Annotated in this window: 15 protein-coding genes; 10 read left to right on the forward strand and 5 right to left on the reverse strand. The window is 71.6% G+C overall.

What is annotated here, in order from left to right:
* Window positions 1-82: 82 nt before the first annotated feature.
* The 7 genes from AB0K07_RS06685 to rny all read left to right on the forward strand — a co-directional run bounded on the left by AB0K07_RS06685 (window position 83) and on the right by rny (window position 7,689).
* A complete protein-coding gene (locus AB0K07_RS06685; RefSeq protein ID WP_363751568.1) occupies window positions 83-787 on the forward strand; it encodes a UdgX family uracil-DNA binding protein in 705 nt (234 codons plus the stop codon).
* A 113-nt stretch (window positions 788-900) separates the two neighbouring features.
* Window positions 901-1,491 carry a hypothetical protein gene (locus tag AB0K07_RS06690; protein WP_363751569.1) on the forward strand — a complete coding sequence of 197 codons (591 nt, stop codon included), beginning with the start codon at window positions 901-903 and terminating at the stop codon, window positions 1,489-1,491.
* Window positions 1,492-1,660: 169 nt separating this feature from the next.
* Window positions 1,661-3,046 carry an MFS transporter gene (locus AB0K07_RS06695; RefSeq protein ID WP_363751570.1) on the forward strand — a complete coding sequence of 462 codons (1,386 nt, stop codon included), beginning with the start codon at window positions 1,661-1,663 and terminating at the stop codon, window positions 3,044-3,046.
* Window positions 3,047-3,050: 4 nt separating this feature from the next.
* On the forward strand, window positions 3,051-3,251 hold the full coding sequence (locus AB0K07_RS06700) for a DUF3046 domain-containing protein (protein WP_074318010.1): 201 nt from the start codon (window positions 3,051-3,053) through the stop codon (window positions 3,249-3,251).
* Between the two features lie 184 nt (window positions 3,252-3,435).
* Window positions 3,436-4,482 (forward strand): recombinase RecA, encoded by a 1,047-nt coding sequence (gene recA / locus AB0K07_RS06705; protein ID WP_139583061.1) that lies wholly within the window; start codon window positions 3,436-3,438, stop codon window positions 4,480-4,482.
* Window positions 4,483-4,496: 14 nt separating this feature from the next.
* Window positions 4,497-5,195 carry a regulatory protein RecX gene (locus AB0K07_RS06710; RefSeq protein WP_363751571.1) on the forward strand — a complete coding sequence of 233 codons (699 nt, stop codon included), beginning with the start codon at window positions 4,497-4,499 and terminating at the stop codon, window positions 5,193-5,195.
* Window positions 5,196-5,922: 727 nt separating this feature from the next.
* Complete coding sequence (gene rny, locus AB0K07_RS06715; protein ID WP_363751572.1) at window positions 5,923-7,689, forward strand: ribonuclease Y; 1,767 nt, start codon at window positions 5,923-5,925, stop codon at window positions 7,687-7,689.
* A 244-nt stretch (window positions 7,690-7,933) separates the two neighbouring features.
* On the opposite strand, the gene AB0K07_RS06720 is transcribed toward rny, so the two are convergent.
* The 4 genes from AB0K07_RS06720 to AB0K07_RS06735 are packed head-to-tail and all read right to left on the reverse strand — an operon-like array spanning window position 7,934 to window position 11,343.
* Window positions 7,934-8,905 (reverse strand): amino acid ABC transporter permease, encoded by a 972-nt coding sequence (locus AB0K07_RS06720; protein WP_363751573.1) that lies wholly within the window; start codon window positions 8,903-8,905, stop codon window positions 7,934-7,936.
* A complete protein-coding gene (locus AB0K07_RS06725) occupies window positions 8,902-9,609 on the reverse strand; it encodes an amino acid ABC transporter permease (protein WP_363751574.1) in 708 nt (235 codons plus the stop codon). Before AB0K07_RS06725 ends, AB0K07_RS06720 begins: the two co-directional genes overlap by 4 nt.
* A gap of 42 nt (window positions 9,610-9,651) precedes the next feature.
* Window positions 9,652-10,530, reverse strand: a complete 879-nt coding sequence (locus AB0K07_RS06730; RefSeq protein ID WP_363751575.1) for a glutamate ABC transporter substrate-binding protein — start codon at window positions 10,528-10,530, stop codon at window positions 9,652-9,654.
* Between the two features lie 57 nt (window positions 10,531-10,587).
* Window positions 10,588-11,343, reverse strand: coding sequence for an amino acid ABC transporter ATP-binding protein (locus AB0K07_RS06735; protein ID WP_363751576.1), 756 nt, complete (start codon window positions 11,341-11,343; stop codon window positions 10,588-10,590).
* A 194-nt stretch (window positions 11,344-11,537) separates the two neighbouring features.
* Between AB0K07_RS06735 and selD the strand changes: the two genes are divergently transcribed.
* Together selD and AB0K07_RS06745 are read left to right on the forward strand one after the other, a co-directional pair.
* The gene (selD, locus tag AB0K07_RS06740) at window positions 11,538-12,527 is read left to right on the forward strand and encodes a selenide, water dikinase SelD (protein ID WP_363751578.1); all 990 of its coding nucleotides are present in this window, start codon (window positions 11,538-11,540) and stop codon (window positions 12,525-12,527) included.
* A 234-nt stretch (window positions 12,528-12,761) separates the two neighbouring features.
* Window positions 12,762-13,241 carry a hypothetical protein gene (locus AB0K07_RS06745; RefSeq protein WP_363751580.1) on the forward strand — a complete coding sequence of 160 codons (480 nt, stop codon included), beginning with the start codon at window positions 12,762-12,764 and terminating at the stop codon, window positions 13,239-13,241.
* Window positions 13,242-13,287: 46 nt separating this feature from the next.
* On the opposite strand, the gene AB0K07_RS06750 is transcribed toward AB0K07_RS06745, so the two are convergent.
* Window positions 13,288-13,530 carry a DUF2277 family protein gene (locus AB0K07_RS06750; RefSeq protein WP_363751582.1) on the reverse strand — a complete coding sequence of 81 codons (243 nt, stop codon included), beginning with the start codon at window positions 13,528-13,530 and terminating at the stop codon, window positions 13,288-13,290.
* A gap of 169 nt (window positions 13,531-13,699) precedes the next feature.
* On the opposite strand from AB0K07_RS06750, the gene AB0K07_RS06755 reads away from it, so the two are divergent.
* Complete coding sequence (locus AB0K07_RS06755; RefSeq protein WP_363751584.1) at window positions 13,700-13,888, forward strand: hypothetical protein; 189 nt, start codon at window positions 13,700-13,702, stop codon at window positions 13,886-13,888.
* Window positions 13,889-13,905: the final 17 nt, after the last annotated feature.

Here is a 13,905-nt window from a genome sequence, read left to right on the forward strand (position 1 = left end):
CGGCGGCAACGGTTACTGACCCGGCCGGCCGTGGTCGGGGCGGATCCGGCAGGGGGCACCGAACGGGTATATAACAGTCGGCATGGCCGAGCAGACCGGGAGCGCCCAGGGCGCCCAGCGGTTCATCCCGCCGGGCGCGGACACGATCGACGAGCTGCGCACCGCCTCGGGTGGCTGTCAGGGGTGCGAGCTGTACCGGGACGCCACGCAGACGGTCTTCGGTCGTGGCGACGAGAGTGCCCGGGTGGTCCTGGTCGGCGAGCAGCCCGGCGACATGGAGGACCAGAAGGGGCTGCCCTTCGTCGGTCCGGCCGGGCGGCTGCTGCGCAAGGCGGTCGACGACGCCGGGCTCGACCCGGGGCAGATCTACCTGACCAATGCCGTGAAGCACTTCCGCTTCGAGCTGCGCGGTAAGCGGCGTATCCACCAGACCCCGGACCGGGTGCACATCACCGCCTGCCGGCCCTGGCTGGTCGCCGAGTTCGCCCGGCTCGACCCGGAGATCGTCGTGGTGCTCGGCGCGACAGCCGCCAAGGCGCTGCTCGGGCCGACGTTCCGGGTGACGAGACAGCGCGGGGAGCTGCTGCCCTGGCCGGCGTCGGCCCAGCATCCGGAGGACTTCACCCGGGTGCCGGTGGACAGCGCGGGCGGGGTCGCCGACGCGCCGCCGGCCCGGCTGCTCGCCACCATCCACCCGTCCGCGGTGCTGCGCGCCGACGACCAGGACAAGGCGTACGAGGGGCTGGTCGCCGACCTGACCGTCGCCGCCCACGCCCTGCCCGCCTGACGCCAAGATCTGCCCAGATCTTGGACGGTTTCCGTTCGCCGATCACGAGAACTGTCCAAGATTGACGGTGCGCTCGGGATTGCGTGGCCGTCGCGACCGGGTAACAAGGGTCGATGGACGTCGACAGCCGGGCGCATCGGGCAGGGGAGCACAGCGAGGCTACCGGCCGCCGCCGGAGATGGAAGAGTTTCGTCGAGCGGGCGACCGGGCTGCAGCTGGTGGCCGCCTACTGGGTGCCGGTGACGCTGTTGATCGGGCTGCCGGTGCGCTGGCTCTTCGACCGGCAGGAGTCCCTTGTCGAGGCCGTGCTGAGCGCGGCACTGAGCGCCGTCTGGATCGGCCCCGCGTTCTACCTGGGCCGGCGGGTAGCGGGCGACCAGGCTGCCCGGCGGGACCCCGACGGGTACGCGCTGCGCGAGGCGTTGCGCTCCGGCACCGTGCCGCAGAACGACTCTGCGCGGGCCGAACTGCCCGGCTACCTGGCAGGGCAGTGGCGGGCCACCTGGGCGGCGCTGCTGCTAATCCTGAGCGTGTCCCTCGGTCTGGTCCTGCTCGGTCTGCTCGCCACCGACAACGAGGGCTTCGCGGTGATCTTCGGCGTGGTCGCCGTGGTCAGCATGGCCGTCGCCGCTCACACCCTGGCCCGGATCCGCCGGCTGACACACCTGCTCGCCGTGCCCGACACGCCAGGACCGCGCGAGTAGAACGACTACTAGCGGGTGGCGCCCGCACCGTCGCCGCCCACGCCCGACCGGTCCGACCCAAGATCCGCACACCTCGGGAGACGGGTGTCGGTTCGGCCGCTGGCGAAACCCACTGCCGCTGGTCGGCGCGGGTGCGCGAGGATGGGTCAACCCGTCCCGAGGAGCGCCGATGGCCACCGACCTGACCGCGCCGCGTACCGTCCGGCCCGACGTCGCGCCGATCCAGCGGCGTACCCTGCGGCTGCTCTTCACCACCCAGATCGTCGGCGGCATCGGCGTGACCATCGGCATCGCCGTGGGTGCGCTGCTCGCCGCCCGGATCGCCGGCACGGCGGTGGCCGGCCTGGCGCAGAGCGCCGGGGTGGTGGGCGCCGCGCTGCTCGCCGTCCCGGTCACCAGGATCATGACCCGGCACGGCCGGCGGCCGGGCCTGGTGGTGGCGTACGCGGTCGGTGCCGTCGGCGGCGTGCTGGTGGTGGTGGCCGCGGCCACCCGCTGGGTGCCGCTGCTCTTCCTCGGCATGCTGTTCTTCGGCGGCGGCACCGCCGCGAACCTCCAGGCCCGCTACGCGGCGGTGGACCTCGCCGAGCCGGCCCGTCGGGGTCGGCAGCTCTCCGTGATCGTCTGGGCCACCACCATCGGCGCGGTGGCCGCGCCGAACTTCGCCGCGCTGGCCGACCGGGTCACCACCGGCTGGGGGCTGCCGCCGCTGGCCGGCCCGTTCGCGTTCAGCGCGGTCGCGTTCGTGCTGGCTGCGGTCGTACTCCTGGGTCTGCTCCGGCCCGACCCGCTGCTCACCGCGCGCCGTCTCGCCGCGGCCGACACGCCGCCGACCGCCGACGTGCCGGCGGCTGCCGTGGCGGCCGAGGCGCCGGCGGACGGTGGCCCGGTCGGTGGCGGTGCGGCACCGACCGCCGCGCCGGTCGGGGTGCGCGCGACGCGCGGCGCCGGGATGCGCGTGGCCTGGTCGGTGGTACGTGGGCGGCCGGCCGCCCGGCTCGGCATCGCGGCGGTGGCGGTCGGCCACCTGGTGATGGTGGCGGTGATGTCGATGACCCCGGTCCGGCTCGGGGAGTCACACGCCGACGCGGACGTGCTGCGGCTGGTCGGCATCGTGCTGAGCCTGCACATCGCGGGCATGTACGCGTTCTCGCCGCTGGTCGGCTGGCTCACCGACCGGCTCGGCCGGCGTGCGGTGATCCTCGGTGGGGTCGGCTTGCTGCTGGCCGCCTGCGCGGTCGCCGGCACCGCCGGGCACCACACGCCCCGGCTCTCGGTGGGTCTGGTCCTGCTCGGGCTGGGCTGGTCGGGGACGATGGTGGCCGGTTCGACGCTGCTCTCCGAGTCGGTGTCGGCCGGCGTGCGGCCGAGCGTCCAGGGGCTGTCCGACCTGACCATGGGGCTGGCCGGGGCCGGTGCCGCCGTGGTCAGCGGGTTTGTCATGGAGTTCGCCGGTTATCCGGTGCTCACCCTGCTCGCGGCGGTCGCGACGGTGCCCCTGGTGGCGCTAGCGTTGCGCCCGGTGCCGACCGGGGCACCGGACGAGGAGGGCTGAACACGTGCGGCTGACCGACTTCTGGGCGCGGCTGGAGGAGGCGTTCGGGCCCGGCTACGCGGCCAGCATCGCCCGCGACCAGGTGCTGTCGCAGCTCGATGGACGGACCATCGAGCAGGCACTGGCGTCGGGGGAGCAGACGCACGTGGTCTGGCGGGCGGTCTGCGCCGCGTATCCCGACCGCGTGCCCGCTCGACTACGCTGAGCAGCCTTTTCGCCGCTTCCGCGTGTCGCTTGTCGAGTCGTACACCTGTTCGGCTATTGTCCACAGCGGGGTGCTCGTCCACAGCTCGCGGCCCGTCGGCTGGTTTTCTGTCGGACCCAGCGCCTAGCGTGTCCGCGTGACGCGAAGCTCAGCAAAGACGCCGGCGAAGGCAGGGGTGGCAACCATGGCAGCAGGGCCTGACCGGGAGAAGGCACTCGACCTTGCTCTCGCTCAGATCGACAAGCAATTCGGCAAGGGCTCGGTGATGCGGCTGGGGGAGCGGCCGGTCATCCAGACCGCCGTGATCCCGACCGGGTCCATCGCGCTCGACGTCGCGCTCGGCGTGGGCGGCCTGCCGCGCGGCCGGGTGGTCGAGGTCTACGGTCCCGAGTCCAGCGGTAAGACCACGGTGGCGCTGCACGCGGTGGCCAACGCCCAGCGGGCCGGTGGCATCGCCGCCTTCATCGACGCCGAGCACGCGCTCGACCCGGAGTACGCGAAGGCCCTCGGCGTCGACACCGACGCGATGCTGGTCTCCCAGCCGGACACCGGCGAGCAGGCGCTGGAGATCGCGGACATGCTGATCCGCTCCGGCGCACTCGACATCATCGTGATCGACTCGGTGGCGGCCCTGGTGCCGCGTGCCGAGATCGAGGGTGAGATGGGCGACAGCCACGTGGGTCTCCAGGCCCGGCTGATGAGCCAGGCGCTGCGGAAGATCACCGGTGTGCTCAGCAACACCGGCACCACGGCGATCTTCATCAACCAGCTCCGGGAAAAGATCGGCGTGATGTTCGGCAGCCCGGAGACCACCACCGGTGGTCGGGCGCTGAAGTTCTACGCGTCGGTCCGGCTCGACGTGCGACGCATCGAGAGCCTCAAGGACGGCACCGACGTGGTCGGTAACCGCACCCGGGTCAAGGTCGTGAAGAACAAGGTCGCGGCGCCGTTCAAGCAGGCCGAGTTCGACATCATGTACGGCAAGGGCATCTCGCGCGAGGGCTCGCTGATCGACGTCGGCGTGGAGCAGGCGATCATCCGCAAGTCCGGCGCCTGGTACACCTACGACGGTGACCAGCTCGGCCAGGGCAAGGAGAAGGCCCGGGAGTTCCTGAAGGAGAACCCGGACGTGGCGGCCGAGATCGAGAAGAAGATCCTGGAGAAGCTCGGCGTCGGGGTCGGCGCGAGTGACGCCGCCGGTGGCCCGGAGCTGCCGCCGGTCGACTTCTGACCGGTCGCTGACCCATGGCAGGACGACGCGCCCGTACGGGGCGGGGCTGGGATGCCAGCCCGCCCCGTACGGGCGACGCCAGCGATCCGCCCCGTCCCCGGCGGGGGCGCCGTGGCCGGTCCGAGGAGGCCGACGCGGCCGAGTCCCCGGCGCCACCTCGTGACGAGTCCGAGGTGGCCCGCGAGATCTGCCTGCGGCAGCTCGCCGTTCGGCCACGCACCCGTGCCGAGCTGGCCGGGGCGTTGGCCAAGCGGGGCATCTCCGAGCAGGTCTCGGCCGAGGTGCTCGACCGGTACGACGAGGTCGGCATCATCGACGACGCCGCGTTCGCCCGGGCCTGGGTCTCCAGTCGGCACGCCGGGCGTGGCCTGGCTCGCCGTGCGCTCGCCAACGAGCTGCGCCAGAAGGGCGTGGACGGCGAGGTGGCCACCGAGGCGCTGGGCGAGTTGGACGAGGAGACCGAGGCGGAGACCGCCCGTGCCCTCGTGGAGCGAAAGCTGCGCACCGCCCGGGGTGAGCCCGACGCGGTCTTCCGCCGGCTGGTGGGCGTGCTGGCCCGCAAGGGCTACCCACCCGGCGTGGCGATCCGGGCGGTGAAGGACGCGATCGCCGCGCAGAGCGCCGAGGCGGCCGAGTTCGCGGAGCAGATCGACGCCGACGCGCTCGCCGACGCCGAGGGCGAGCTGGACCGCGACAACCGCACGGCCGAGTGAGCGGCCCGGTGGGTGGTCCGGGGCGGATCGGTCCGGGAGCGCGAGCCCGCTGCTGAAGGCGTGCCTGAACGGTGGACGCGACCCGGCCGCCCACCCAGCTGTGCCGGTCACCCCGGCGGAGTTGGCAGCCGACGCGGCCCGCTGCGCGGCGCGGTGAGCCTGCGGGTGTCCGCAACTGGACGGATGCGTCACACCCGGCTCAGCGGCCGATCGTCGCCCCCGTCACCGACGGTGGCGGGCTGAGCAGGCCCGACACGCCCGGCGAGCCCGGCACCTCGCGGAGTTTGTCCGCTGCTGTCCGGCGCGACATCAGCGTTCGGTGATGTCACCGCTTCTCTCCGTTCGGGGGGTTTGATCATGAGTTCTTGACCAGACCGCCCCCGGCGACCTAGCCTCGCCATACAGGCTCACATTGCCCGACCAAGCGCAGGCTAAGCGCACAACATAGATCGCGTAACAAGACAGCATCACTTTGGCCAGCGCAACCGGCCATTCATCGCAGCTCCGGGCAGGCCGGTCCGGAGCCGGCGCGACAACTGCACCCGGCCGCCGACGATGCCCGCGGGCACCGCCGGCGGAGAGAGCTATCCACGGCCAGTCGCTCCGGTCGGGCGTCCAGAGCCGCAGGAGCGTGCCCTTGGCACGGTCGCTGCGGCGCAGACGTATCAGGGGAGGCGGCCATGGCGGGGCGGCACAGGTTCACCGGCGGTCCGCACGAGGTCCCGGCATGAGCACCTTCGACGTGGTGCTCCTCGCCGCCGTCCTGATCCTGACCGTGGTGGTGGTCGGCGCGGTGCTCTTCGGCGTCCGGACGCTGCGCCAGGTCGGCGCGGCCCCCGCGCCGGAGGATCCGGCCTTCATCGCCGAGAAGGACCGTCAGGAGCAGTCCCTCGCCGCCCTGCGCAGCGCGGCCGACCAGGCGAACAGCACGATCGACGTGGCGAAGTCCGCGGCGTCCGCGGCCCGCGCCGAGGCCGCGGCGGCGAAGGCGGAGGCGAAGGCCGCCCGGGCCGAGGCCCGCCGGGTGCTCGACGACGCCCGCGCCGAGGCCGACACGGTGCTGGAGCGGGCCCACAAGCAGGCCGAGGCGGACGCCGAGCAGTTGCGCACCACGGCCCGGCGCAGCGGCGAGCGGGAGGTCGCGGTGCTGGCCGCCACCACCCGGGAGCAGGCGGCCGAGGTGGAGCGCCGGGCGGCCCGGATGGACGAGCGCGAGCGGCTGCACACCGAGGAGGTGGAGCGGTTCGCCGAGCGGGAGCGGCAGCTCACCGCCGCCCGCGCCGCACTCGCGGCCCGGGAGGCCGAGCTCACCCGGCGGGAGGCCGAGCTGGCCGAGGCGGAGGAGCTGCGTCGCCGGGAGTTGGAGCGGGTGGCCGGGCTCACCGCCGAGACGGCCCGGCTGGAGCTGATCGAGGCGATCGAGACGCAGGCCAAGCGGGAGGCGGCGCTGCTGGTGCGGGACATCGAGTCCGACGCGCGCAACACCGCCGAGCAGCGGGCCCGGCACATCGTGGTGGACGCGATCCAGCGGGTGGCCAGCGAGCAGACCGCGGAGAGCGTGGTCAGCGTCCTGCACCTGCCCGGCGACGAGATGAAGGGGCGCATCATCGGCCGGGAGGGCCGCAACATCCGCGCCTTCGAGTCGGTGACCGGGGTCAACCTGATCATCGACGACACCCCGGAGGCGGTGCTGCTCTCCTGCTTCGACCCGGTACGCCGGGAGGTCGGCCGCCTCACCCTGGAGAAGCTGGTGCTGGACGGGCGGATCCACCCGCACCGGATCGAGGAGGTCTACGACCTGGCCCGGCACGAGGTGGAGGAGCTCTGCCACCGGGCCGCCGAGGACGCCCTGGTCGAGGTCGGCATCACCGAGATCCACCCGGAGTTGGTCGACCTGCTGGGCCGGCTGCGTTACCGCACCTCGTACGGGCAGAACGTGCTCAAGCACCTGGTCGAGACCGCGCACATCGCCGGCATCATGGCCGCCGAGCTGCGCCTGGACGTGCCCACCATCAAGCGGTCGGCGTTCCTGCACGACATCGGCAAGGCGCTCACCCACGAGGTGGAGGGCAGCCACGCCATCATCGGCGCCGACCTGGCCCGCAAGTACGGCGAGCACGAGGACGTGGTGCACGCCATCGAGGCGCACCACAACGAGGTGCCGCCGCAGACCATCGAGGCCGTGCTCACCCAGGCGTCCGACGCCTGCTCCGGCGGCCGGCCGGGCGCGCGCCGGGAGAGCCTGGAGGCGTACGTCAAGCGACTGGAGCGGATCGAGGAGATCGCGGCCAGCAAGCTCGGCGTGGACAAGGTCTTCGCCATGCAGGCCGGTCGGGAGATCCGGGTGATGGTCAAGCCGGACGACGTGGACGACATCGGGGCGGCCGTGCTGGCCCGGGACGTGGCCAAGCAGATCGAGGAGGAGCTGACCTACCCGGGTCAGATCAGGGTCACCGTGGTCCGCGAGTCCCGGGTCACCGAGATCGCCCGCTAGTCCGGCACACCCGCCTGGTCGACGGCGTGGGCCTGACGATCTGATGCCGTCGGGTCTGTTCTGCCGGGGCTGCGGGCGGCTCGTACGGCCAGTGCCGTGCACGCCACTCCGGCGGCCCGGCAGAGGAGCACAGCCGGGTTGACGTACGCCCGCACGAGATCGCTGGTGGTGCCGTCGGCGTAGCGTGTTCAGCGGAAAGGGCCAGCCCGGACACCGGGCTGGCCCTTTCCTTGCGAGCTGATTCTCAGACGCCGACTCCGCCGGCACCCTCGGACTGCGACATGAGCGCGGCCGGGGGTGCGGTCTGCCCCGCAGTGCCGGCGGTCTTGCGGCCCCGGGAGAGCCGGCGCTGGACGTACTGGGCCAGCTTCGACAGCGAGTAGTTGACCGCGATGAACAGGACGGCGATCACCACGTAAACCTGGATCGGGTTGCCCAGCGCGCCGATGATCTGCTTGCCGATGTTCAGGGTTTCCTCGTAGCTGATGATGAAGCCGAGCGAGGTGTCCTTGAGCACCACCACGAGCTGGCTGATCAGCGCCGGCAGCATGATCCGGAACGCCTGCGGCAGCAGGATCATCCGGGTGGTCTGTGCGGGGGAGAGGCCGATCGCGGCCGCCGCCTCGCCCTGCCCGCCGGGCAGGCCCTCCATGCCGGAGCGGAGGATCTCGGCGATCACGACCGAGTTGTAGATGGTGAGGCCGATGACCAGGTACCAGAGCGTGTCGAAGGTGACGCCGAACTCGGGAAAGCCGCGGGCCACGAAGAAGATCGTGATGACCACGGGCAGGCCGCGGAACACCTCGACGCAGACCCGGGTGACCGCCGACAGCAGGACGCTCAGCCCGCGCAGCAGGTACGACACCGGGGTGGCAAGGCCGGTGAACCGGCGCCGGGTCAGGCTCTTGAGCTGGATCCGCAGCACCGCCAGCGCGGTGCCGATCACCAGCGAGGAGATGATCGCCAGCACCGCCGCGGTGAGGGTGTTCTTGAGGCCGAGCCCGATCCGGTCCCAGACCTGTGAGAAGTTCTCGTTGGAGGGGTCGATCAGCGGCCCCCACAGCTCCATCGAGAACTGGCCCTTGGCATCGAGCGGCCGGTAGATCAGGAAGTACGCGCCGATCAGCAGCAGCACGGTGGCCACGAGGCTGCTGACGAGGGTGATCCGGCGCTGCCGGGGCCCGGGTACGTCGTAGAGGACGGTCTGCTGGCTCATCGGGCCACCGCCTGTCGCTTCTCGATCCGGTCCAGGAGGGCGCCGAGCGGCACGGTCATGATCAGGTAGCCGATCGAGATGCCGATGGCGACCGGGATGAAGGCGTAGCCCTCGGCCCCGGTGAGCTGGTCGGCCGTGGCCGACAAATCGCCGACCACCCCGAAGAAGCCGATCAGCGCCGAGTTCTTGATCATGGCGATGATCACCGACCCGAGCGGCACGATCGAGGCCTTCCAGGACTGCGGCAGCACCACGTACCGCAGGTTCTGGCCGAAGGTCAGCCCCAGCGACCGGGCTGCCTCGGCCTGCCCGGCCGGCACCGCGTTGACGCCCGAGCGCAGCGCCTCGCAGACGAACGCCGCGGTGTAGAGCACCAGGGCGATGAGCGCGAAGCGGAAGTACGGCAGGTCGGTGTCGAGCCGGCTGAAGACCGCCTCGAGGCCGGGGACGCGGAGGAAGTCCGCGTTCGAACCGAGCGCCGGCAGGCCGAACGCGGCGAAGAACATCACCACGGTCAGCGGCATGTTCCGGAAGACGTTCACGTAGCCGGTGCCGACCGCCCGTAGCGGCGGGATCGGCGAGATCCGGAGCACCGCCACGACGGCGCCCAGGATCAGGGCGCCGATCGCGGCGAGCACGCAGATCTGGAGGGTGAGCCAGAAACCACCCGCGAAGACGTCGAACTTGTCGATGAGAACATTCACGGGCCGGTCTTCCTCCCCACCCTCCAGATTGACGCGATCAGATCAGTAGCGGTTGACGGCCGGGGCGCTGCCCAGCTCGGCACCGAACTTGCCGGCGGTGTCGTCCCAGGCCTTCTTCCAGCTGCCGTCGGAGAAGGCCTTGTCCAGCGTGTCGTTGATGAAGGTGCGGAAGGCCGCGTCCTCCTTCTTCACGCCGATGCCGTACGGCTCCTTGGTGAAGTTGTCGCCGGCGAGCTTGAAGGACGCCTCGTCCTTGGCGATGTAACCGAGCAGGATCACGTTGTCCGTGGTGACCGCGTCAACCTGGCCGCCCTTGAGGGCGTCGCGGCACTTGTCGTACGTGTCGAAGAGCACCAGCTGGGTGCCGACGTCCTTGACGTACTGCTTGATCGTCTCGGCGGGCGTCGAGCCGGTCACCGAGCAGACCTTCTTGGTGCCGTCCTTGAAGGAGTCCGGACCGGTGATGGTCGCGTCGTCCTTCTTGACCATGATGTTCTGGCCGGCCTCGTAGTACGGCCCGGCGAAGGCGATCCGCTCCTTGCGCTTGTCGTTGATCGTGTAGGTCGCGGCGACGAAGTCCACCGTGCCGTTGACGATCACGTCCTCGCGGACCTTCGAGGGGGCCTCGACCCACTCGATCTTGTCCTCGGGGATGCCGAGCTCCTTGACGATGATCTTCGCGACCTCGACGTCGAAGCCCTCGGGCTTGCCCGACAGGCCCTTCTGGCCGAAGCCGGGCTGGTCGAACTTCGTGCCGATCTTGATCTTCTGGGCCTTGTTCAGCTTCTCCATGGTGCTGCCGGCGGCGAAGGACTTGCTGCCGGAGCCGGTGCCCTCCCCGCCGTCGTCGCCACCACAGGCGGTGAGGCCGAGCGCCAGAGCGGCGACCGCGGCGACCGCGGCAACGCGCTTGATACGCATACTCTTCTCCTTCTTCAACGGGGCCCGCCGGTGGCCGGCGCGCTCCACTACGGACGCCTAGTGCGTGAGGATCTTGGAGAGGAAGTCCCGGGCCCGCTCGCTGCGCGGGTTGGCGAAGAACTCCGCCGGCGGGGCGTCCTCGACCAGTTGGCCGTCGGCCATGAAGATGACCCGGTTCGCGGCGTGCCGCGCGAAGCCCATCTCGTGGGTGACCACAACCATCGTCATGCCGTCGCGGGCCAGCGAGGTCATCACGTCCAGCACCTCGCCGACCATCTCCGGGTCCAGCGCGCTGGTCGGCTCGTCGAAGAGCATCGCCTTGGGCTGCATGGCCAGGGCCCGGGCGATGGCCGCCCGCTGCTGCTGGCCGCCGGAGAGCTGGGCCGGGAACTTGTCCGCCTGGTTGGCGATGCCGACCCGGTCGAGCAGGGCCAGGCCGCGCTCGCGGGCAGCGGCCGGCTTCTCCTTGCGGACCTTGATCGGGCCGAGGGTGACGTTCTCGAGGATGGTCTTGTGGGCGAAGAGGTTGAAGGACTGGAAGACCATCCCGACCTCGCTGCGCAGCTTGGCGAGCGACTTGCCCTCGGCCGGCAGCGGCTGGCCGTCGAAGGTGATGGTGCCGGAGTTGATCGGTTCCAGTCGGTTGATGGCGCGGCACAGCGTCGACTTGCCGGAGCCAGACGGGCCGATGACCACGACCACCTCGCCCCGGCCCACCGACAGCGAGACGTCGTCCAGCACGTGCAGCGGCCCGAACCACTTGTTGACCGCGTCCAGCACGATGAGCGGTTCGCCCGTCGTCACGTCGTCCACCGTCCCTGTCGTCTCCCGGATAGGGGTCGGTTGACCCCCGGTGCGGCCACTGTAGGCGGCGTGATGTGGCGGAACGCAACTCGGCGGGTCACGGAGCGGTAACACCGGTCACGATCGTTGCGGCGAGTCCGATTCCGGTCACCACGCGGGCCGCAGCGGTGGCGTCGGCGGCGCGTTGCCGAGATCATAGGGGGATGACCGAACCGGTACGCCTGACCCGGTACGCGCGCGGCGGCGGCTGTGCCTGCAAGATCCCTCCGGGCGAGTTGGAGATCATGGTGGCCGGTCTCGGCCCGGCCACCGGCACCGCGGAGTTGCTGGTCGGGTTGGACCACGGCGACGACGCGGCGGTGGTCCGTCTGGATGAGCGGACCGGTCTGGTGAGCACCGCCGACTTCTTCACCCCGGTGGTCGACGACGCGTACGACTGGGGGCGGATCGCCGCGGCCAACGCGCTCTCCGACGTGTACGCGATGGGCGGCGTCCCGCTGGTCGCGCTCAACCTGCTCTGCTGGCCGCGCGACGTGCTGCCGCTGGAGCTGGCCCGCGAGGTGCTGCGGGGAGGCCAGGACGTGGCCCGGGAGGCCGGCTGCCATCTGGCCGGCGGGCACAGCGTGGACGACGACGGCCCGAAGTACGGCCTCGCGGTCACCGGCACCGTCCGGCCGGAGGAGCTGATCACCCTCGACGCGGGCCGGGCCGGGATGCCGCTGTCGTTGACCAAGCCGCTCGGGGTGGGTGTCCTGAACACCCGGCACAAGGCCACCGGCGAGGTCTTCCCGGAGGCGGTCGCCACGATGAGCGCGCTCAACCGGGACGCCGCCCGGGCGGCGGTCGCGGCCGGCGTCCGTTGCGGCACCGACGTGACCGGGTTCGGCCTGCTCGGGCACGCCTCGAAGCTGGCTCGGGCCAGCCGGCTGACGGTGGCCATCGACACGGCGCGGGTGCCCTACCTGACCGGTGCGCGGGAGGCGCTGCGCGACGGGTACGTCAGCGGCGGCAGCCGGCGCAACCTGGACTGGGTCACCCCGTGGACCGACTTCGGCGCCGCGGACGAGGGCGAGCGGCTGCTGCTGGCCGACGCGCAGACCTCCGGCGGCCTGCTCGTCGCCGGTGAGGTGCCGGGAGCGCCCGTGGTGGGTGAGCTGCTGCCGCGCGGCGAGCACCTGGTCGTTCTGCGCTGACCGGCTCTCGACCCGCGCCGCCGCCGCCGGAACACGCGTCGCCGAACGTGCGGACGGCGCACCATACCCGATAAACTGTCACCTTCCCGCTACTCCGAGCATTGGTGCTCAGGAAATTTTGCCCGGAATGGTCACAGACCGGTAACTTGCCCCCGGCTGAGGTCATATGCCCCCCACCATCGTCAGTAAGGCCCGATCCGGAGGCCGGTGGGACGAACGCAGCGAGGAGGCGGAATGACCGAGCTGTGGAACTGGAGAATCGAACGGGTGCGACCCGTGGAGGTCTACCCGGCGCTGGCCGAGGCGCTCGGCCGGGTGGTGATGCCGCTGGCGGTGGCCGACCCGGCCCGGCTGCCGGCGTACGCGGTGGTCTGCGACGTCTGGCAGGCGCCGGGGGAGTTCGCGACGATCGTGGACTGTTACGGGGTGCCGGAGCGGCTCTCCGAGCACGCCAGCATCGCCGCGTTGGCCCGGCTGCTGGACCGCAACTGCCTGCTGCGCGACGACACGCTCGACGCCGGCCGGCACCTGCTGGTCACCCCGGACGGCACGGTCCGCCCGGTGCACTTCGACATCCGGGACACCGACGACGGCGAGGTGCTCAGCAGGCAGCGGCTCTGCACCCTGGCCGACCCGGGCTGCCGGGGCTGGTCGCAGTGCCACCGCTCGCGCTGGGCGCCCGACACGGTCGCTCCGGCGCTGGCCGCGGCCTGACCCCGGTCAGGCCCGGCCGGCCCGGTCTGCGGTGGCCCGCCGCCGGTCAGTTGGCGGCGGTGGCGGCCCGGTCCGCGGCCCCGGCGCCCCGGACCACGAGCTGGTCGAGCAGGGTGCGGGTGGCCTCGGTCACGGCGGCCACCGCGGCGTCGAACGCGGCGGCGTTGTGCGCGGCGGGCGCCCGGAAGCCCGAGATCTTCCGGACGTACTGCAACGCCGCCGCCTCGATGTCCGCGTCGGTCACCTGAGGGGTGAACGGCTCACGCAACGTCTTGATGCTCCGGCACATGTGGCACTCCTCGTCTTCTCTGTCGACGCCCCGGCTGCCACCGCAGGTGCCGGCGGCTGTACCGACGGTGACACTTGGTCGATATTTGTCTATCCTGGTCACGGACCAGAGCCTTTCGAGCCATTGTCGCCGCTCGCGCTCCCGCGCCCCGGGCCCCCGGAGACTCATTGTGGACCACGCCCCCACCCGCCCATCCCGTCCCGCGCTCGACGATCTGACGCGTAGCCTGCACACCCCGCTGGAGCGGATCTCCGTCGAGCACGCCGACCTGGTCGCGACGGTTCGGCAGCGCGTCCTCGCCGGTGAGTCGACGCCCTCCGGCGCCGTTCCCGTCGCAGCGTTCAACTCGTCCATCTGATCGATGGTCTGCCGGTG

It is taken from the genome of Micromonospora sp. NPDC049301, assembly GCF_040678715.1.
GTDB lineage: Bacteria > Actinomycetota > Actinomycetes > Mycobacteriales > Micromonosporaceae > Micromonospora.